Origin of the sequence: Methylobacterium sp. PvP105 (genome assembly GCF_017876975.1) — a bacterium.
GTDB lineage: Bacteria > Pseudomonadota > Alphaproteobacteria > Rhizobiales > Beijerinckiaceae > Methylobacterium > Methylobacterium radiotolerans.
Genome location: NZ_JAGIPA010000005.1, coordinates 89,983 through 109,696 on the forward strand (window position 1 = coordinate 89,983; position 19,714 = coordinate 109,696).

At 71.6% G+C, this 19,714-nt stretch carries 19 protein-coding genes; 3 read left to right on the plus strand and 16 right to left on the minus strand.

Annotated features, from left to right (window positions below; all coding sequences use genetic code 11):
* Nucleotides 1-8 precede the first annotated feature (8 nt).
* The 4 genes from J3A75_RS34030 to J3A75_RS34045 all read right to left on the minus strand — a co-directional run bounded on the left by J3A75_RS34030 (nt 9) and on the right by J3A75_RS34045 (nt 5,087).
* Nucleotides 9-1,244, minus strand: coding sequence for an ABC transporter substrate-binding protein (locus J3A75_RS34030; protein ID WP_043074734.1), 1,236 nt, complete (start codon nt 1,242-1,244; stop codon nt 9-11).
* Between the two features lie 72 nt (nt 1,245-1,316).
* The gene (locus J3A75_RS34035; RefSeq protein WP_024827355.1) at nt 1,317-3,701 is read right to left on the minus strand and encodes a xanthine dehydrogenase family protein molybdopterin-binding subunit; all 2,385 of its coding nucleotides are present in this window, start codon (nt 3,699-3,701) and stop codon (nt 1,317-1,319) included.
* Complete coding sequence (locus J3A75_RS34040; RefSeq protein WP_043074732.1) at nt 3,698-4,225, minus strand: (2Fe-2S)-binding protein; 528 nt, start codon at nt 4,223-4,225, stop codon at nt 3,698-3,700. The genes J3A75_RS34035 and J3A75_RS34040 overlap by 4 nt, the downstream gene beginning before the upstream one ends.
* Nucleotides 4,215-5,087: a xanthine dehydrogenase family protein subunit M gene (locus J3A75_RS34045; protein ID WP_209651233.1), complete on the minus strand. Its 873-nt coding sequence runs from the start codon at nt 5,085-5,087 to the stop codon at nt 4,215-4,217. Before J3A75_RS34045 ends, J3A75_RS34040 begins: the two co-directional genes overlap by 11 nt.
* A 133-nt stretch (nt 5,088-5,220) precedes the next feature.
* On the opposite strand from J3A75_RS34045, the gene J3A75_RS34050 reads away from it, so the two are divergent.
* Nucleotides 5,221-5,877: a TetR/AcrR family transcriptional regulator gene (locus tag J3A75_RS34050; RefSeq protein WP_244633154.1), complete on the plus strand. Its 657-nt coding sequence runs from the start codon at nt 5,221-5,223 to the stop codon at nt 5,875-5,877.
* Nucleotides 5,878-6,002: 125 nt separating this feature from the next.
* On the plus strand, nt 6,003-6,437 hold the full coding sequence (locus J3A75_RS34055) for a hypothetical protein (RefSeq protein WP_012329588.1): 435 nt from the start codon (nt 6,003-6,005) through the stop codon (nt 6,435-6,437).
* On the opposite strand, the gene J3A75_RS34060 is transcribed toward J3A75_RS34055, so the two are convergent.
* The 10 genes from J3A75_RS34060 to J3A75_RS34105 form a co-directional block, all read right to left on the minus strand.
* Nucleotides 6,434-7,651, minus strand: a complete 1,218-nt coding sequence (locus tag J3A75_RS34060) for an FAD-dependent monooxygenase (RefSeq protein ID WP_209651234.1) — start codon at nt 7,649-7,651, stop codon at nt 6,434-6,436. The genes J3A75_RS34055 and J3A75_RS34060 overlap by 4 nt on opposite strands.
* Nucleotides 7,652-7,744: 93 nt before the next feature.
* Nucleotides 7,745-8,257, minus strand: coding sequence for a 2-oxo-4-hydroxy-4-carboxy-5-ureidoimidazoline decarboxylase (gene uraD, locus J3A75_RS34065; RefSeq protein WP_209651235.1), 513 nt, complete (start codon nt 8,255-8,257; stop codon nt 7,745-7,747).
* A gap of 5 nt (nt 8,258-8,262) precedes the next feature.
* Nucleotides 8,263-8,616, minus strand: a complete 354-nt coding sequence (uraH, locus tag J3A75_RS34070; protein WP_012329585.1) for a hydroxyisourate hydrolase — start codon at nt 8,614-8,616, stop codon at nt 8,263-8,265.
* Nucleotides 8,617-8,651: 35 nt separating this feature from the next.
* Entirely contained in the window at nt 8,652-9,203 is a 552-nt protein-coding gene (gene uraH, locus J3A75_RS34075) for a hydroxyisourate hydrolase (RefSeq protein ID WP_245365033.1), read from the minus strand.
* Between the two features lie 25 nt (nt 9,204-9,228).
* Nucleotides 9,229-10,596 (minus strand): MFS transporter, encoded by a 1,368-nt coding sequence (locus J3A75_RS34080; RefSeq protein ID WP_012329583.1) that lies wholly within the window; start codon nt 10,594-10,596, stop codon nt 9,229-9,231.
* Between the two features lie 96 nt (nt 10,597-10,692).
* Entirely contained in the window at nt 10,693-11,442 is a 750-nt protein-coding gene (locus J3A75_RS34085; protein ID WP_116656634.1) for an aspartate/glutamate racemase family protein, read from the minus strand.
* 165 nt (nt 11,443-11,607) lie between these two features.
* A complete protein-coding gene (locus J3A75_RS34090; RefSeq protein WP_012329581.1) occupies nt 11,608-13,107 on the minus strand; it encodes an NCS1 family nucleobase:cation symporter-1 in 1,500 nt (499 codons plus the stop codon).
* A gap of 176 nt (nt 13,108-13,283) precedes the next feature.
* Nucleotides 13,284-14,447, minus strand: a complete 1,164-nt coding sequence (gene puuE / locus J3A75_RS34095) for an allantoinase PuuE (protein WP_024827364.1) — start codon at nt 14,445-14,447, stop codon at nt 13,284-13,286.
* Between the two features lie 125 nt (nt 14,448-14,572).
* Nucleotides 14,573-15,475 carry a LysR family transcriptional regulator gene (locus J3A75_RS34100; protein ID WP_029358118.1) on the minus strand — a complete coding sequence of 301 codons (903 nt, stop codon included), beginning with the start codon at nt 15,473-15,475 and terminating at the stop codon, nt 14,573-14,575.
* Between the two features lie 146 nt (nt 15,476-15,621).
* Nucleotides 15,622-16,530 carry a LysR family transcriptional regulator gene (locus J3A75_RS34105; RefSeq protein ID WP_012329578.1) on the minus strand — a complete coding sequence of 303 codons (909 nt, stop codon included), beginning with the start codon at nt 16,528-16,530 and terminating at the stop codon, nt 15,622-15,624.
* A gap of 89 nt (nt 16,531-16,619) precedes the next feature.
* Here J3A75_RS34105 and J3A75_RS34110 point away from each other — a divergent pair, with 89 nt between their 5' ends.
* Nucleotides 16,620-17,063: a PACE efflux transporter gene (locus J3A75_RS34110; protein ID WP_012329577.1), complete on the plus strand. Its 444-nt coding sequence runs from the start codon at nt 16,620-16,622 to the stop codon at nt 17,061-17,063.
* A gap of 152 nt (nt 17,064-17,215) precedes the next feature.
* Here the strand turns inward: J3A75_RS34110 and J3A75_RS34115 are convergent, their stop codons facing one another.
* The gene (locus J3A75_RS34115) at nt 17,216-19,081 is read right to left on the minus strand and encodes a hybrid sensor histidine kinase/response regulator (RefSeq protein ID WP_116656610.1); all 1,866 of its coding nucleotides are present in this window, start codon (nt 19,079-19,081) and stop codon (nt 17,216-17,218) included.
* Nucleotides 19,078-19,674 carry a response regulator gene (locus tag J3A75_RS34120; protein ID WP_012329575.1) on the minus strand — a complete coding sequence of 199 codons (597 nt, stop codon included), beginning with the start codon at nt 19,672-19,674 and terminating at the stop codon, nt 19,078-19,080. The genes J3A75_RS34115 and J3A75_RS34120 overlap by 4 nt, the downstream gene beginning before the upstream one ends.
* Nucleotides 19,675-19,714 lie beyond the last annotated feature (40 nt).

Sequence of the window (19,714 nt, forward strand, 5' to 3'; positions counted from 1 at the left end):
GGAGCGCCTCACGCCTTGTGGCCGAGTTCGTCGCAGCCGCGCAGGAAGCGCTCGTCCGGCCCCTCCGTGCCGAGGATCGTGAAGACGTCGTCCGGGGTCTTCATGTCCTTCGACTTCGCCTCGACGATCAGGACCGACTGCACCGACTGGTGGTCGCATTTCCGGAAGCTCTGGGGCCCCTTGTAGAAATCGGCCTTCAGGGCCTCCATGGCGGCCACGACCTTGTCGGTCTCGACCGACCCGGCGGCCTTCACCCCCTCCAGCACCGAGCGGACGCCGGCATAGCCCAGCGCCCCGTAATCGGAGGGCACGGCGCCGTTGTAGGCGGCCCGGAACCGGTCGTTGAACGCCTTGGCGGAGGGCACGCTGTCCTCCAGGCGCCAGTAGTAGGAGGTGCCGCCGATCACGCCGTCGAAGGCGTCGCCGCCGGCCTTGCGCGCGGTGAACAGGAGCACCGGCGCGACGAGCTTGGTCCTGCGCTTCAGGCCGAACTCGGTGGCCTGCTGGATCGAGACCACCTGGTCCCGGCCGAAATTGCACAGGCAGAGCACGTCGGGCTTGAGCGCCGCGATGCGGGGCAGGAAGGCCGAGTAGTCGGAGGCGCCGATCGGGTGGCGGATGTCGGCGACGACCTCGATGCCGAAGGCCTCGCCGGCGCGCTTGAACCCGCGCATCATCTCGTGGCCGTAGGCGTAGTCGGCGCTGAGGAAGGCGACCCGCTTGCCCGATTTCGGGAAGACGTAGCGGCCGACCGCACCCGCGGTCATGTGCGGGTTCAGGGCCTCGTGGAAGGTGGTGCGGCCGAAATCCTTGGCCTCGTTGATCGCGTCGGACTGGCTGATCGAGTTGTAGATCACGCCCCGCTCGCGGGCGACGTTGTTGATCGAGAGCGTCACCGCCGCCGACAGGCCACCGACCAGGACATTGACCTTGTCCTTCTCGATCAGCTCGAGGGTCCGGGTCGCGGCCTCGCCGGGATTGAGCTTGTCGTCGCGCACCAGGAGCTCGGCGTTGCGGCCCTGGAAGCCGCCGGACTCGTTGAACTCCTTGACGGCGAGCTGGGCGGCGCGGACCTGATCGTTCGCCTCGGCCCCGAAGGCGCCGGTGAGCGGTACCGGGAAGCCGATGCGGATCGGACCGTCCTGCGCGGCCGCGGCGCGCAGGAGCGCCGGGGCGGCGAGCGCCAGCGCGGATGCGGCGGCGCCGCCCTGGAGCATCCGGCGCCTGTCGAAGCCCGTTCCCATCCCTTCGTCCCTCCGTCGGCGTTTCCCCGTCGGGACCGGTCTCGTTCGTGCGGACCGGTTCCCGATATCCGTTCAGATCAGTCCCAGCGCCTCCAGCACGACCTCGGGCGTCACCGGCTGGCGCGCGACCCGGGCGTTCAGCGGCGCGAGCGCGTCGTTGATGGCGTTGACGACCGCGGCCGGCGCGCCGGCGGTGCCGGCCTCGCCCGCGCCCTTGGCGCCGATCTCGGACGACGCGGTGGCCGAGACCACGTGAGCGACCGCGATGTCGGGCATCTCGCCGGCCATCGGCACGAGGTAGTCGGCCATGGACCCGTTCAGGAGCTGGCCCTCGCTGTCGTACAGGCAGTGCTCGAACAGGGCGCCGCCGATCCCCTGGACGATGCCGCCGCGGATCTGCTCGTCGACGAGGAGCGGATTCAGCACGGTGCCGCAATCCTCGACGCACCAGTGCTTCAGCAGCCGCACGAAGCCCGTCTCGGTGTCGACCTCGACGTAGGAGGCCTGCACGCCGTTGGTGAAGGCGAAGGGGTAGTCCTTCGGCACGTAGTGGCGGGTCGCCACGAATTCCGGCTGCACGCCCGGCGGCAGCGTGTCGGGGCGGAAGTAGACGATGCGGCCGAGCTCCGCGAGCGGCATGCGCTCGGTCCCGGTGGCGGCGTCCACCACGGCGCCGTCGCGCACGTCGAGGCTCCCGGGATCGGCCTGCAGGATCGCGCCCGCCACCGCCAGGACGTTGCCGCGCAGCGCCTTGCCGGCCTGCCACGCCGCCTCGCCGCCGATGCCGGCCCCGCGCGAGGCCCAGGTCCCGCCGCCGTAGGGGGTCGCCTGCGTGTCGCCCGAGATCACCCGGACCTTGTCCATCGGCACGCCGGTGGCGGTCGCCACGATCTGCGCGATGATGCCCTCGGTGCCCTGGCCCTGCTCGGTGACGCTGACCGCCGCGACGACACCGCCCTGGGGATCGAGCCGGATCGTGCAGCCGTCCTGGGAGGAGATGCGCGCGCCGCCGACCCCGTAGAAGGCCGCCGACGGGTTGGTGATCTCGATGAAGGCCGCGAGCCCGATGCCCCGGTGGATCCCCCGCGCGCGCAGGCGCGCCTGCTCGGCCCGCAGGGCATCGTAGTCCATCATCGCCTTGAGCTTGGCGAGCGCCGCCTGGTGGGACAGCTTCTCCAGCTTGATCCCCGAGACGCCCGCGCAGGGATAGGCGTCGTCGGGGATGACGTTCCGCTCGCGCACGGCCAGGGGATCGAGCCCGAGCCGGGCGGCGCCCAGGTCGACGAGCCCCTCGGCGACCATCGTGGCGATCGGGTGGCCCACCGCCCGGTACTGGCAGGTCGGCGCCTTGTTCTGCAGCACGACCCGGGCCCGGGCCCGGTAATGCCGGTGCCGGTAGGGACCGCCGGTCAGGTTGACGACCTGGTTGGCCTCGACCGCGCTGGTGCGCGGGTAGACCGAGTAGGGCCCGATGCCCGTGAGGTCGTCCATGTCGAGGGCGAGGATGTCGCCCTCGGCCGAGAAGGCCATCCGGGCGGTGACCCGGTGGTCGCGGGCGTGGATGTCGCTCTGGAAGCTCTCCAGCCGGTCGGCGACGAACTTGACCGGGCGCTTCAGCATCAGCGCCAGCGCGCAGGTCGCCATCTCGTCGGGGTAGATGTGGACCTTGATCCCGAAGGAGCCGCCGACATCCTTGCAGATCACCCGCACCGCCCCTTCGGGCAGAGCGAGGTGCTTGCACAGGATGTCCTGCATCATGTGCGGCGCCTGGAAGGAATGGTGGACGGTGAGCATCCCGTCCGCCGCCGCCCAGTCCGCGAGGATCGCCCGCGGCTCCAGGCACACGCCCGTGTGCCGGCCGAACTGGAAGGTCTCCTCGACCACGACGGCGGCGTCGCGGAAGGCGGCGTCGACGTCGCCGACGTCGAGGACGCGCTCGAAGGCGAGGTTGTCGCCGAGTTCGGCGTGGATCGCCGGCGTCGCGGGATCGAGCGCCGCCTCCATGTCGACGACGGCGGGGAGCGGGTCGAACTCGACCATGATGGCGGCCAGCGCGTCCTCGGCCTCGGCCCGGCCGCGCGCGACCACGGCGCAGAACGGCTCGCCGACCCAGGTCACCCGGTCGATCGCCAGCGCGTGCTGAGGCGCCGAGCGCAGCCCCTTGAAGTGGCCGAGCACGCCGACCCAGGGCGCGCACACCTCCGCCAGCTCGGCGCCGGTCACCACCGCGATCACGCCGGGCATTGCCGCGGCGTCCGCGGTCTCCAGCGCGACGATGCGGGCGTGGGCGTGGGGGCTGCGCAGGAAGGCCACGTGGCCGAGGCGGGCGACGGCCACGTCGTCCACGTAGACGCCTCGGCCCTCGAGGAGGCGCCGGGCGTTCGGCCGCGGGACCGAGCGGCCGATATAGCTGTTCGGCCGGTCGAGGAAGGTGAGGCCGCCCGGATCCGCGCTCATTCGGCGGCCTCCCGGCCTGCATTCTGGCGACCCTGCCGGCGCGCCTCGGCGGTCGCCGCGATCGCGTCGACGATGGCGTGGTAGCCGGTGCAGCGGCAGTAATTGCCCGCGATCGCCGCGCGGATCGCCGCGCGCGACGCCGCCGCGTCGGCGTCGTCCAGGAGCTCGGCGGCCGTCACCAGCATGCCGGGGGTACAGTAGCCGCACTGCAGGGCGTTGCGGGCGTGGAAGGCGTCCTGCAGGTCGCGGATGCGCCCGCTCTCGGTCAGGCCCTCGACGGTCTCGACGGCGGCGCCGTCGGCCTGCACGCCGAGCATCAGGCAGGCGCGCACCGCCCGGCCGTCCACCAGGATCGTGCAGGCGCCGCAGACGCCGTGCTCGCAGCCGAGATGCACGCCGGTGAGGCCGAAGGACTGGCGCAGCAGATCGCCGAGATGCATCCGGGCCGGGACATGGGCCCGCACGGCCTCGCCGTTCAGCGTGAAGGCGACCGCGCGCGCGCGGTCCGGGCTCTCAGACGCCATCGGGGTCTCCCTCCTGCGCTCCGCCGCCGCGCATCCCTGCCGCAACGCGGCCGAGGATCACGCGGGCGAGGTGAAGCCGCGTCGCGGCCTTGGTCGTCGGGTCGTCCGGCGGGTCGAGCTCACCGGCGAGCGCCGCCTGGGCACCCGCGAGGTCGCCGGCCTCCAGGGCCGCCGCGGCGGTCCGCGCCAGGACCGGCCGATCGGCCACGCCGAAGAAGGCGAGGCGCAGGTCCGACAGGCCGCCCGCGGCCCGGCGCCCGGTCGCCGCGAGGCCGACGAGGGCGTAGTCGCCGTGGCGGCGCGACAACTCCTCGAACCCCCAGACCGCGTCGGCTCCCGGCACGGGAAACTCGATCGCCGTGACGATCTCGCCGGGCTCCAGGGCCGTCGTGTAGAGGCCGCGGAAGAACGCGTCGGCCGGGACGCGCCGCTCGGCCGCGGGGCCGCGCACCACGATCGTGGCGCCGGCGGCGAGGCAGCAGGCGGGCCACTCGGTGGCCGGGTCGGCCAGCGCCACTGAGCCGCCGATCGTGCCGCGATTGCGGATCGCCGGATGGGCGATGTGCGGCAGGGCGGCGGCGAGCAGCGGCAGGCGATCGCGCACGATCGCCGTGGTCCCGACGTCGCGGTGGCGCGTCATGGCACCGATCCGCACAACGCCGTCGGCCTCCGAGACGCCGGTGAGTTCGGGGATCGCGTTGAGGTCGACCAGCAGCCCGGGCGCCGAGAGGCGCATGTTGAGGGCCGTGACGAGGCTCTGGCCGCCCGCGAGGGGAACGGCATCGTCCCCGTGCTCGGCGAGCAGGGCGAGCGCCGCCTCGAGCGAGGCTGGACGCGCGTAGGCGAAGTCGGGCGCCTTCAAGCCCTGGTCTCCTCCCGACGGGCTTGCCCATGACCGCCCCGATGGGACAGGCTGGAAGCCTCTATTTATCGTTCGCTCAATAGAAGGCGAAACCGAGATGGCGTCAAGCAGGCCGGCGGGCAGTGACGGTCGCGTGCCGACCGGCCGACGGCTGGCGCCCGAGGCCCGCGAGCGCCAGATCGTCGAGGGGGCGGTCGCCTACTTCGCCGAGGTCGGCCTCGACGGGCACACCCGGGAGCTCGCGCGCCGGCTGGGCATCACGCAGCCGCTGCTGTTCCGCTACTTCCCGACCAAGGCCGCGCTGATCGAGCGCATCTACGCGGAGGTCTACCTCAAGCGCTGGGATCCCGCCTGGGAGGCGACGGTGCGCGACCCCGCGCTCCCCGTCCTCGAGCGCTTCCGGCGCTTCGAGATCGACTACCAGCGCCGGATCGACGACTACGCGTGGCTGCGGATCTTCGTCTCGGCGGGCCTCAAGGGGTTCGATCTGCCGAGCCGCTACCTCGGCATGGTCCGCGCGCGCATCTTCGCGCCGCTGCTCGCCGGGATGCGCGCGGAATCGAACCTGCCGGACCCGCAGGCGCAGCCGCTCGCCGACGACGAGTTCGAGCTCCTGTTCGGCATCCACGGCGCACTGGTCTATGTCGGCCTGCGCTCGCGGGTCTACGGCATCGACGGCACGGCGGACCGCGACGCGGTCCGGGCCGCGATGCTCGACGCGGCCCTGCCGGGGCTTCTCGCCACCCACCGCCGGGTGGTGACGGCCGCGCGACCGGCCGACGCGATCTAGAGGCCGTGCCGGGATGGCCAGATCGCGGGACGCGCCACCTCGGCCGCGGACGTGTCACCGAGAGGTGCCGCCGCGGCGATGACTTTCGCGGGAACTGCGTTAGCCTCACGGGCCGGAGGAGCGCCATGACCCAGGGAACGGAACCGGCCTCGGCGGCGCTGCCGCCCGACTTGGCTCAGGACTTCGCGGCGGCGCGGGACAACGGCTGCGTCGGCACCCGGCTGCTCTCGGAGGACGCGCGCTGCCGGGTCTGGACCATCGTCCTGGCGCCCGGCGCGCGGATCGGCTTCCACACGCACGTGCTCGACTATTTCTGGACCGCTGTGACGGCAGGGCGCGCCCGCTCGCACTACGGCGACGGGCGGGTCGCGGAGGTCGATTACCGCGCGGGCGACATCCAGCACCTGTCGTTCGGGCCGGGCGAGTCGATGACCCACGACCTCGCCAATATCGGCGACACGGAGCTGATCTTCACCACCGTCGAGTTTCTGGACAGCGCGAATCCGCCCCTCGCCCTCCCGGCCGCCGTGCGCGCCGAGGCGACCTGCCGCGCGGCTTAACGGAGGCGGACCTCCGGCGGGACCGCCGTCCCGGCCATGACCGCCTCGGGGCTGCGGAACCGCTCCGCCGCCGCCCGCTCGGCCGCGCCGCGCTGCTGCGCCTGCAGGTACGCGCCGAGATCCCGTCCCCGCGCCACGACCGCCGCGCCGTAGGACCGCCGGCGCGCGTCGAAGGCCGTCAGCGCGGCGTCCACGGCGCCGCCGGCCGCGTCCAGCGCCTCCGCCAGGGCGGCGGCGTCCTCCATGGCCTTGGTCACGCCCATCCCGACATGGGGCCGGGCCACGAAGGCGGCGTCGCCGATCAGGGCGATACCGCGCGCCGGGATCATGGTCGGCACCTCGATGTCCAGGATCGCCTGCAGGAACGGCTGATCGGCGCGCAGCATGACCTCGGCGAACGGCGGCGCGAGGATCCGCTCGGCGTCGGCGCGCATCGCCGCCAGCACCGCGGCCTTGATCCGGCCCGGCGGGATGGAGAGGGCGTGGCGGACGCCGCCGGCATCGGTCAGCAGCGCGGCGAGCGCGGCCTCCTCGGTCGGCCTGTACCAGACCGCGTTGAAGGAGCGCGCGGTCCCGTCCGCGCGCCCGGGGACGGGATAGCCGAGGATCTGCTCGCCCGGCGGCAGGCAGAACGCGAAATGGCCGGCGATCGCCTCGCGGGTTGCCGGCGAGAGGGCCGCCGCGTCGACGACCGCGCGCCACGCCACGTAGCCCGCGTAACGCGGCGCGACGGCGCTCAGGTACCGGGCCCGCACGGTGGAGAACTGCCCGTCGGCGCCGACGAGGAGATCCGCCGTGATGCGGCGGCCGTCCTCGAACAGCGCGACGACGCGCTCGCCGTCGTGTTCGACCGCGGCGAGCGCCGCGCCGAAGCGGACGCCGTCGGCGGGCACGGCGTCCAGGAGCAGGCCGTAGAGCCGCCCCCAGCTCGCGAGCACCTGCGGCAGGCTCCGTTCGGCGATCACGGTCCCGTCGCGGTCGAGGACCCGGCGGCCCTCGACCATGACGCCGAGATCGCGCGCGCCGGCCGGCGCACCGCAGCGCGCCAGCACCGCCCGGAGGTCCGGATGCGTGACGATCCCCGCGCCGCGGCCCGTGAGCGCGCCCGCCGACCGCTCGAACACCGCGACGGCGTGACCGCTCCGCGCGAGCAGGCACGCCGCGGTCAGTCCGGCAATCGAACCGCCGATGACGGCCACGTCCAGTCGCTTCATGCAGCCCCCGAACCGGGATCGCGGTCAAGACCGCGCCCAGCATGGACGCTGCCGACCGGCCGGCCAAGACCGAAATCGCCGCGGGGCGTCGCCCTAGGCCGGCCGCACCAGCCGGTCGAGCCGCATCCGGGTGATCGCGCCGATCTCCTCCAGAGCCGTCGCTTCCTCGACCGCGACCGGGCGCGCGAGGCGTTCCTCGAACAGCACGCGGATCTCGCGCAGGTCGCGGCCGCGCACGGCGACGATGAACGGGAAGCCGAACCGGTGCCGGTAGGCGGCGTTCAGCCGGTCGAAGGCCGCCGCGTCCGCCTCCGTCAGCCGGTCGAGGCCGGCGCTGCCCTGCTCCTGCGCGGACTCGGCGGTCATCGCCCGCGCCCGGGCCTCCGGGCCGGCGAGTTCGGGATGGCCGTTGAGGAAGGCCAGGCGCACCTCCGGCGGCGCCGCGCGCACGGCCGCCATCATCGCCCCGTGGAGTGCGGCGAGGCTGGCGAAGGGCGCCGCGTCGTGGGCGGCCCGAGCGACCCAGGGCGCGTGCTCGAAGACGCCGCCGAGATGCTCGACGAAGGCGTCGCGATCGAGGGCGTTGAGGCGGTCGAGGTCGATCATGCCGCTCAGCTTCCGCGGTAGGTGGTGAAGCTCGACGGGGCGCACAGCATCGGCACGTGGTAATGCTGCTTGGCGTCGAAGACGGCGAACCGCACGACCGGGTTGTCGATGAAGATGTCGGCCTCCGCCGTGCCGGCGCGGGTCTGGAAATACGCGTCGACGAAGAATTCCAGCTGATACTGGCCGGTCTCGGCCTTGTCGGCCGGGAGGATCGGCGCGTCGGTGCGGCCGTCGGCGTTGGTGACGACGCTCTTCACGAGGCGCCACTGGCCGTTCTCCAGGACCGAGAAGTCGATGCGGACGCCCGCGACGGGGCGGCCGCGATCGGTGTCGAGGACGTGTGTGGTGATGCCCGCCATGCCGGGTCTCCTTGTCGCGTCGGGGTTCGGACGGGTCAGCTGCCGCGGTAGTAGGAGTAGCCCCAGGGCGTGAACAGCACCGGCAGGTGGTAGCGCTGGCTCGCGTCGCGGATCCGGAAGCGGATCGGCACGAGGCCGAGGAAGTTCGGGGTCGGGAGCTTCACGCCGAGACCCGCGAAATACGCCTCGACGTGCATCACCAGCTCGTAGCGGCCCGGCTTGAAGGCCGCGTCGACCAGGAGCGGCTCGGCGGTCCGACCGTTCGGCGCGGTGGTGACCGTCTTGATCAGCCGGTAACCGTCGCCGTCGTGCAGCGCGAGGTCGCAGACCATGCCGGCACCGGGCGTGCCGTGGAAATTGTCGATGGCGTGCAGGGTCAGCCGCGGCGAGAGGCCGGCCTGCGAGACGGGTGCGGCGCTCAACGTGCCGGGCTTGGCGGAAGAGTTGGCCGGAGGGCTGGCCGGAGCCGCCGGTGCGGGCGTGCCCTGGACCAGCGCCGGACCCGCGGAGATCGCGGCCGCGGCGCCGAGCCCCGTCGCCACGAGGCCGCGCCGCGTCAGAGCCTGTCGGTCAAGTACGTGTCTCAAGACGGCCTCCCTCTCTTGCATCGGTTCATGCCGGCTCGTGCGCCGCGCGAGCCCGGGCGCGCCGCCCCATCTCCGGCGTCGCCGGCGGGACGAAGGCCAGGATCAGGACGAGCGCCGCGGCCTCGACGGCCGCGACCAGCCACAGTCCGGTCGCGACCGAGCCGGTCTGCTCGCGCAGGTAACCCATCACCGCCGGCGCTCCGAAGCCCGCGAGGTTGGCCACCGAATTGATGAGCGCGATGCCGGCCGCCGCCGCCGACCCCGCGAGGAAGCGGCCGGGGATCTGCCAGAAGACCGGGATCGCGCTCATCGTGCCGACGACCGCCACCCCGAGCATGAGCAGCGCGAGGATCGGGGCGTTCGCGATGAAGACCCCCGTGAGCGCGATGGCCAACGCCCCGACGAGGGCCGGGACCCCGCAATGCAGCCGCGCCTCGCCGGTCCGATCCGAGTGGCGGCCGTTGAGGATCATCCCGGCGCCGCCGCAGAGATAGGCCGCCGACATGATCCAGCCGACCGCGAGCGGGTCGGTGAAGCCGGCATCGCGCACCACGCTCGGCCCGAAGAAGGTCAGGGCCGAGTTCGCCGTGACGATGCAGAAGAAGATCGCGATGCATTGCCAGACGCGCGCGTCCTTCAGCGAGGCGAGGATCCGGTGCTCGCGGTGGCCCAGGGCCGCGGCGTCGCGCGCGAGGTCGGCCTCGACCAGCGCCTTCTGCTCCGGCGTCAGCCAGCCGGCCTTGGCGGGTCGGTCGGTCAGGTAGAACAGCGTGACGATGCCGGCCAGGATCGAGGGGATGCCCTCGAGCAGGAACACCCACTGCCAGCCGGACCAGCCGTTGACGCCGTGCATCCCCGACATGATCGCGCCCGCGAGCGGCCCCCCGATGACGCCGGCCAGCGCGGAGGCCGACATGAACAGCCCGAACACCTTGGCCCGGCGCTCGCTGGGATACCAGTAGGTCAGGTACAGGATGACGCCGGGATAGAATCCGGCCTCGAAGACTCCGAGCAGGAAGCGCAGGATGTAGAAGAATGCCGGCGTGGTCACGAACATCATCGCCACGCAGCAGATCCCCCACAGCAGCGTGATCCGCGCGATCGTCTTGCGGGCGCCGATATGCTCCAGCAGCAGGTTGCTCGGCACCTCGCAGAGGAAGTAGCCGATGAAGAAGATCCCGGCGCCGATGCCGTAGACGGTCTCGCTGAACCGGAGCTCGGCCAGCATCTGCAGCTTGGCGAAGCCGATATTCACCCGGTCGATCCAGGACAGGATCCAGAGGACCATCAGGAACGGCAGCAGCCGCCACGTGATCCGCCGGTAGGTGTCGTCCAGACGCGCGGTCGCGGCGATGACCGGCCCGTCGGTCGCGGGTTGCGCCTGGATCGTCATGGCTGTCCCCACGTGGCTTGTTCCGTCTGGAACGGCGAAGGATCCCGAGCGATGCAGGACGGCTGCCAGTCTCGCGCCGGCGGCCTCCGTCCCGCCTCAACCGGCGGCTTGGCCGACGGCTTGGCGCGGCGCGAGCAGCGTCCCGAGGGCGGTGCCGAGACCGACGGTGTCGGTGGCGATGACGGGCGGTCGCCGGTAGGGCGCGGCCGCGGCGGCCAGGACCGCCGTCACCCCCGACGCGACCGAGCAGAGGACCGGGACCGGCACGTGCGGCTGCACGCGGGCGGCGAGGCCGACCAGGGCGGCGCCGCCGAGGATCACCGCCTCGGCGCGATCCTCGGTGGCGCAGGCTTGGCAGGCGGCCGCGAGATCGGACAGCGCGGCTTCCGGGTCCTTCGCGATCTCGCCGCCGGTGCGCGCGATCGTCCGGATGCCCACGAGGCCGTCACCGACGCCGAGGCCGGCGACGATCTCGTGGAGCATCGGCTTCCACAGGGCCCCGCCGGTCACGATGGCGTAGCGCGCGGCGGTCCGCTGGGCCTCGCGACACGACGCTTCGAGCATCCCCACCACCGGGACCGGCGAGACCTCGCGCAGGGCGAGCAGGCCGGGATCGCCGAAGCAGGCGAGGAAGACCGCGTCGCAGCCTTGGCCGTGCTCCGCGAAGGCGTCGAGGGCCGCGTGGCCGGCGATGGCCAGGGCCGCCCGGCTGGCGATGTAGGCGGCGCCGAAACGCGCCGTGGCCGGGATGAAGGTCGCCGCCGCACCCGACATCGTCCCGACCTGCGCGGCCAGGAGTTCGGTCACAGAGGTGCTGGTGTTCGGATTGAGCAGAAGGATCCGCATGGCGCCCTCGCTTGGCGGGAGCCGGCCGGACGGCCGGGCGACGGCCGGCACGAAGCCGGCCTGAGGTGGTGAGATCGGGCAGGGCCGCGCGGCGCGGGTCGGTCCGCGCCGTCGGGCGGGTTCGTGTCTCCGATACGGACCGGGGCCGGGCCCGATCGGTCCGGTTCAGGCCGGACGGACCGCGCCGGCGGGGCGGCGGCGCATGAGGGCCGTGTAGATCGCGAAGCCCAGGGCGCAGCCGATGAACCACGTGAAGTTCGCCACGCTCTCCAGGCCCGGCAGGATCACGCAGAGCGCGGGGATCAGGGCCGAGGGGATCAGGGCGGCCACGGCGGCGCGGTTGTACCCGTCCGTGTACCAGTACGTCCCGGCGGGGCTCATCGTGTAGAGGTCGTCGAGGACGACCTTCTCCTTCTTCACGACGTAGAAATCGGCGATCAGGATCCCGAACAGCGGGCCGATGAAAGCGCCGAGGACGTCGAGCGTGTAGTGGATCACGGCGGGATTGTTGTAGAGGTTCCAGGGCGTGATGAAGATCGAGCCGACGGCCGCGATCATCCCGCCCATCCGCCACGAGATCCGCCGCGGCGACACGTTCGAGAAGTCGAACGCGGGCGAGACGAAGTTCGCGACGATGTTGATCCCGATGGTCGCCGTCATGAAGGTGAAGGCGCCGAGCACGACCGCGAAGGTGCTGTCGATGCGGCTCACCGTCTCCACCGGGTCGGTGATCAGGTGACCGAAGACCGGCACCGTCGCCGAGGCGGTGACGACCGTCAGGAGCGAGAATCCGAGGAAGTTCACCGGGAGGCCCCAGAAGTTGCCCCTCTTCACCGCGTCGAAGCTCTCGCCGTAGCGCGAGAAGTCGCCGAAGTTCAGCATCGGCCCGGAGAAGTAGGAGACCACGAGGGCGACGGCGTTGATCATCACCGGCAGGGCGTCCCAGCCGGTGTACTTCACGGTGCCCAGGGTCAGCCCGATCTCGCCGAGCCCGGCCTTGGCGACGAGGTACGCGGCGAGCGCGATCATCACCACGTAGACCGCCGGTCCCGCCCAGTCGATGAACACGCGGATCGCCTCCATGCCGCGCCAGAAGACCAGAGCCTGCAGGACCCAGAGGGTCATGAAGGCGGCCCAGCCCAGGCTCGACAGGCCGGCGAAGCCGTGCTGCTTGAGGTCGGCGTAGACGGCGAGTTCAGGGAAGAAGCGCAGCGCCACCACGGTCAGCGCCGCCGAGGCGAGGTAGGTCTGAATGCCGTACCACGCCACCGCGATCAGCCCGCGGATGATCGCCGGGATGTTGGCGCCCTTCACGCCGAAGGAGGCGCGGCAGATCACCGGATAGGGCGTGCCGGTCCGCTGGCTGGGTTTGGCGACGAGGTTGCAGAAGACCTGGACGATGACGATGCCGACCAGCAGGGCGATCAGCACCTGCCAGCTCACGAGTCCCAGCGAGAACAGGGAGCCGGCGGTCACGTATCCGCCGACGCTGTGAACGTCAGACATCCAGAAGGCGAAGATGTTGTAGGTGCCCCAGGTCTGCTTGCGCAGCGGCGCCAGATCCTTGTTCACGAGATCCGGATCGTAGCTCGGCTTGATGACGACGGCGTCCCGTTCATCCGACACGGCGGTGCTGATGCCGGCGGCCTCGACCTGTGCGTACATGGCGTTTCTCCCTGACTGGCGCAGCCCTGTTGCCGGGCTTTTCCCGTGACCCTGACGGCCCTTTGCGGCCCGTCAAGCAAGACCTACGTCTCTCCGTCTCCTGATCCTCGTAAACCCGAACCGAATACAGATAACGACCGCGTTGGGGCATTCACGACCCGGTCGAGGCGTCGGCTCTATTCTCCGGTGAGCGCCTCGAGTCGGCTCCGGAGGCCGCGCGCGTCGGCCGGGACACCCGCGGCCTCCGCGAGGAGCCGGGCCAGACCGGACAGGTCGTCCGCCTCCGCGGGGAGTCCGCCCGCGCGGACCCGCTCCGCCATCGCCGCGCCGGCCGCGGGCGACGCGCCGGACAGGCCGGCGCAGACCGGGCCGAAGACCTCGCCGAACAGGGCGCGGCCCATGCGGGTCGGCCGGTAGCCGCCGCGCGGCGGGTGGGCCGCGATCCAGTGGCGGGCGATGTCCAGCCGGGTGGTCACCCAGGCGTCCGGGTGATCGCCCACGTAGTCGAGGAACCGCTCCAGCGCGGCCATCCGCCCCGGACGCCCGACCAGGCGGCAGTGGAGCCCCACCGACATGATGCCGCCCCGGCCCGCCTCGCCCTCGCGGTACAGGACGTCGAACGTGTCCTTGAGGTAGCCGAAGAACTGGTCGCCGTTGTTGAAGCCCTGGGCGGTCGCGAACCGCATATCGTTGGCGTCGAGGGTGTAGGGAACGACGAGCTGCTGACGCCCCCCGATCCGCAGCCAGTAGGGCAGGTCGTCGGCGTAGGAATCGGCGAGGTACAGGAAACCGCCCTCGGCGGCGCCGATCGCCAGCGTGTTCGCGGAGGTCCGCCCCTGGTAGAGGCCGAGGGGCCGGCTGCCCGTCAGCGACGTCTGCAGCGCGACGGCCGCGTCGATATCGGCGCGCTCGGCCTCCGGGCTGTGGTCACGATAGTCGATCCAGCGAAGGCCGTGGCTGGCAATCTCCCAGCCGGACTCGACCATGGCGGCGACGGCCTCGGGGTTGCGCTGCATCGCCGAGGCGACGCCGAAGACCGTGACCGGGAGGTTGCGGCGCGTGAACGCCCGCCAGAGGCGCCAGAAGCCGGCGCGGGCACCGTACTCGTAGATCGACTCCATGTTGGCGTGGCGCTTCCCCGGCCAGGGCAGGGCCCCGACGATCTCGGAGAGGAAGGCCTCGGACGCCGCGTCACCGTGGAGGATGCAGTTCTCCCCGCCCTCCTCGTAGTTGATGACGCACTGGACGGCGACGCGCTTGCCCCCGGGCCAGGCCGGGTCCGGTCGATGCCGACCGTATCCGACCATGTCGCGGGGATAGTCCTGGTCGAGGTCGAACATGGCGTGATCCCTCGTTCCAACGCGAGATAGACGCACCGACGTCCGTTGGTCCAATATCTTGTTCGGCTTGATTGATAGGCTGCACGTTTAGATGGCGGGACAACTGATCCGGCCTCCGGACGGCGTCACCGCTTCTGGAACCGCGCGATCAAGCCCGGCGCCTCCTCGCGAATCAGCGCGAGGAAATTGTCGATGACCGGATTTCGTCGAGTATGATGCAGCGCATAGACGTCCGCCGACAGGAATGACGGCTTGATCGGCAAGACGACGACGTCCGGATGTCTCGCACGACCGACGAATTCCGGGATGATGGCGAGACCGAAGCCGGCCGCGACCAAGTTGATCAGCGACGAGGCCTCGTTGACCTGCTGCGAGATGCTCGGCGTGAAGCCTCTCTGGATGCAGGCATGGTAGATGTCCGCGGCGAAGCGCGAGCTCTCGAGGCCGAGCGAGATCAGCGGCTCGCTGCGGAAGACGTCGATCGCGACGCTCCGACCGGCGGCGAGGGCGTGCTCGCGCGGCACGGCCACGCAGAGCCGCTCCGGCCACGCCATGTGGGCGACGAGATCCGGGTCCTCGGGGGGGCTGCGCAGGAAGCTGAGATCCGTCCGGTTCGCCTTGAGGGCCGCGATCTGGTCGGTCGGCGCCATCTCGTGGATGCGCACGTCCACCGCCCGGAAGCGCTGCTCGAAGGCCCGGATCAGGCATCCGGCCGGCCCTGCGAGGACGGAGCTCGTCATGCCGATGTTGAGGATGCCGGCCGCTCCGGTGCCGATCGTGCGCGCCCGGTCGACGGCGTCGGAGACCTGCGCGAGAACCGCCCGCGCGTTCCCGAGAAAGTCCTCGCCCGCCGCGGTCAGGACGACGCGCCGGCTCGAGCGCTCGAACAGGTTGACGCCGATCTCCACTTCGAGATCGCGGATCTGCTGGCTCAACGGCGGTTGCGACACACCCAGGCTCTGGGCGGCGGCGGTGAAGCTGAGATGCTCCGCCACCGCGGCGAAGTAGCGAAGATGCCGGAGCTCCATGGGCCGGACCATAGGAAATTCGAATGGATAGGAACACAGAGGTCTTTCCGCGTCCAGACCGCCTGTCGTGACGACCGCGCCCGGAGTCGCGCCGGGTCGCGCTCACCGGCGGGCCCGTCGATCGCGGCTCCGCGCGGCGCCCCTTCTCAGCGTGGCCAGCCCTCGACCGGGAGGCCGCCGACGCGCTCCGCCGCGAAACGCTCCCGGAGCCAGGTCGCGGCGGGGCCGCAGGGCCGCTGCTTGTGCCAGACCAGTTCGAGGGCGATCGGCCAGTCGCCCTGGTCGAACTGAAGGTCCGGCGTCACGAGGTACGGCGCCGTGAGGGACGCGGCGATGACGTGGTCGGTGACGAAGGCCCAGCCGATCCCGTGCTTCACCATCTCCAGGATGACCCAGTGGCTCTCCACCCACCACACCTCGGCGGCGACCCGCAGACGGCGCTTCTCCGCCCCGTCGCCGCGGGCGGCCACGAGGATCTGGCGGTGGCGCTTCAGCTCCTCCCACTCCACCCGCGCCTTCGCGAGCGGGTGATCGCGGCCGCAGACGAGCTTGAGCGGCACCCAGCCGATGGTCTGGAACCCGAGTTCCGTGGGGAGCTCCTCCTGGCGCCACATCACACCCAGGTCGGCGGCCCCCGACTGAACCATGCGGCTGACATCCTCCATGAGCGGGAAGAGCAGTTCGAGTTCCACGAAGGGGAAGCGCTGGGCGAAGCTGGCGAAGAGGGCGCCGAGGGCGTGCTCCGGGTAGAGCTCGTCGATGGCGACCACCAGCCGGTTCTCGACGCCCTGCTCCAGGCTGCTCGCGACGCCGATCAGGTGCTCCCGCCGGTCGAGCACCACGCGCGCCTCCAGCAGCAGCCGCTCCCCCGCGGGGGTCAGCACCGGGTTCCGGCCCGCGCGGCTGAACAGCGCCAACCCCAGATCCGTTTCGAGGTTGGCCACCTGCGCGCTGACGGCCGACTGGGCCTTCCGCAGCGCCCGCGCCGCGCCCGAGAAGGAGCCGGCCTCCGCCGCGGCCACGAAAGCCTGGAGCTGGTCCAGCGACACCGCCATCTATCGGATTCTCAGATACGTCCTAACTTGAGGATGGCGTTATCGCAGATAGAGAGCGGCCGACCAAACCGCCTCCGCAGAGCGAGACCATGCGCAGCACCCGCGACCGTATCCGCCACGCCATCCTGTTCGAGGTGATCGGCCTCCTGCTCATCGTCCCGCTCGGGACCGCGGCCTTCGGCCTGCACGCCGCCGACATGGGCGTGATCGGCGTCGGCAGCGCCCTCGTCGCGACGAGCTGGAACTACGTCTACAATCTCGGCTTCGACCGGGCGATGCAGCGGCTCGCCGGGCACACGCGCAAGAGCCTCGTCCTGCGGGTCTTCCACGCCGTGCTGTTCGAGGCGGGTCTGCTCATGATCCTGCTGCCGCCGATCGCGTGGTACCTCGGCATCGGCCTGGTCGAGGCCTTCTTCATGGATCTCGCGATCGCGGCCTTCTACGTGGCCTACGCCTTCGTGTTCAATCTGGCCTACGATCGGACCTTCCCGCTTCCGAGCTGGACCGACGCGGCCGCCGAGCCGTCCCGCTGACGCTCTGCGTTCGGCGACGCGGCCGCGCAGCGCCGTCGCGTCACCGATCCCGTGCACGCCGATCCGGCCCAACCCGCCGCCGGCCGCGCCGGGTGGGCCGCGACGATGGCGCGGCGGGCGTTCGGCGGCCCGCGGAGCTTGGGAGGCGCCGACTATCCCGCCGCGCGGACGAGACCCGTGTCCTCCGGTCCGCGCCGAGCCTCCGCGCTCACGGGCCCGACGGGCGGCCGGCCCGGCGGGATCAGCGCGGCGAGCGCGGTCTGGAGAAGGTCCGGTCGGACCGGCTTGTGGATCAGCGGGATCCCGCTCTCCGAGGCCTCCCGCATGCGGACGGGCGCGGTGTCGCCGGTGATGAGGATCGCCGGGACCGGCCGCCCCCAATGCTGCCGCAGCGTCGCGATGGCTTCCGCGCCGGTCTGGTCCCGTCTCAGGCGATAGTCGCAGATCAGCGCATCCGGCGGCGGCCCCTGCCAGGGCAGTCGGGTGACTTCGGTCGGGTCCTCGAAGGCCCAGCACAAGCACCCCCAGCCCGAGAGGAGAGCCACCATCGCGTCGCGGACGATGGCGTCGTCGTCGACGATCAGGATGCGGGCGCCGGCCAGTCCGCCGCTCTCCGAGATATCCGCCTCGCCCGCGGCGTCGAGGTCGGCGCCGTGCACGGTGTCGAGCACGTTGTCGGGCACGGCGTCGAGACTCCTGGGCACGAGGATGCGGAAGACGCTGCCGCTCCCGACCTCCGACGAGAGGGAGAGCGGATGATCGAGCGAGGCGGCGATCCCGCGCGCGATCGCGAGCCCGAGCCCCAGGCCCTTGTGCCGATCGCGCTCGGGATTGCCGAGCTGGTAGAACTCCCGGAAGATGTCCTCGCGCTGGTCGACGGGGATGCCGATCCCGGTGTCGTAGACTTCGATCGACACGCCCGCGCCCCGGCGGCGGCAGCCGATGAGGACGCCGCCGCGCTCGGTGTACCGGATGGCGTTGAGGACGAGATTGCGCAGGACCAGCTCCAGCAGGGCCGCGTCCGAGACGATCGCCAGATCGGTCTGGGGGGTTCGATAGATCAGGCGCTTGGCGTCGGCCAGATGCGCCAGATCGTTCTCGATCTTGTCGAGGAGCGGCTGGAGTTCGAAGGCGCGGCGCCGCGGCGTGATGACCCCGGCTTCCAGGCGCGAGAAGTCCAGCAGCGTGTTGAGCATGTCCGTCGACGCGACGTTCGCGGTCTGGGCGTTCTGGAGGATCCGCCGCTGCGGCGCGGCGAGATCCGTCTGGCTCAGCGCCTGGAGGAACAGGCCCTGGGCGTGGACCGGCTGGCGCAGATCGTGGCTGGCCGCCGCCAGGAATTGCGACTTGGCGGTGTTGGCGTGCTCGGCGTCGCGGCGGGCCCGGTGCGCCGCGGCGCTCTCCGCGCGCAGCTGCTCGACGAGGGCCGCGTTCTCGAAGCGGAGCTCGATGGATTCCCGCACGCGGCGGCTGGCGAGCACGACCTGACCGTACTGCCCGACCACGAAGAGGATCGAGCAGACCGCCAGGGCCCTGTAGGGCGCGCCGCCGAGCGACCAGAGGGTTCCGGCGGCCAGGACGGCGACGGGGACGACGAGGGCTAGATAGAGGTGCCGCCGCGGCGCCAGGAGCGAGACGCCGTTGCTGCAGGTCGCGCCCAGCAGCGACATGGTCAGGATGCTCACCGCCGGGATCTGCAGCGGGAGCGCGATCCAGATCAGGGACCCGAGGATCGCGCCCTCGACGATCTTGCTCGCGAAGACGACGCGCTCCACCCGGCGGGCGCAATCGGGCTCGCCGACCGCCTCGCGCACGCGGCGCGCGTAGGCGGCCGCCCCGAACCGCTCGACGAGGAACGCGCCGTACCAGCCGAGCAGGACGGCGTGGGGCACCAGCTCCCACAGCACGGCGAGCATGAGCGTCGAGACGAGGAAACCGACGGCGACCGACTGCGTGACGCCGTCGAGAACGAGGCGCAGCTGCTCCGCCGCGATCCGGTCCTCCTGCGACGGGCTCATCGGATCAGGCCGAGTTGCTGAGCCTTGAAGACCGCCTCCGCGCGCCGCGTCACCCCCAGGACCGACAGCAGCCCCTGCACGTGGCCCCGGACCGTGTGTTCCGACAGGCCGAGACTGCGTCCGATCATCTTGTTGGACAAGCCGCGCCCGACCAGGGTCAGCACCTCGGCCTGGCGCGGCGTGAGCGTCGGGCAGAGGGCGGCGCCCGCGCGCGGGGCCGCGGACGACCGCGCGAGCATCTCGCGCAGGACCGTCATCATCCGGTCGGGACGGTCGGCCTTGGACAGGAACGCGCAGGCGCCATGCGCCAGGGCCGTGCTGACGGTGTCGGGCAGATCCAGGCCGGACACCACGACGATCCGGGCGGCCGGCCAGCGTTGCTGGAGCAGGCCCATCCCCTCGAGGCCGCTGATGCCCGGCAACTGGATGTCGAGGAGGACGATCGTCGGGACGACGGCGACGATGGCGAGCGCCTCGTGCAGCGATGCACTGTCGAGAACCGGAATCTCGTCGAACGCCGTCGACAGCATCGAGACGATGCCGGATCGGAACAGCGCGTGGTCATCGATGATGAGGATTGCTTCCTGCGCCATGCCGGATCCTGTTTAGAGCAACCGCGCAGGCGCCGTCACG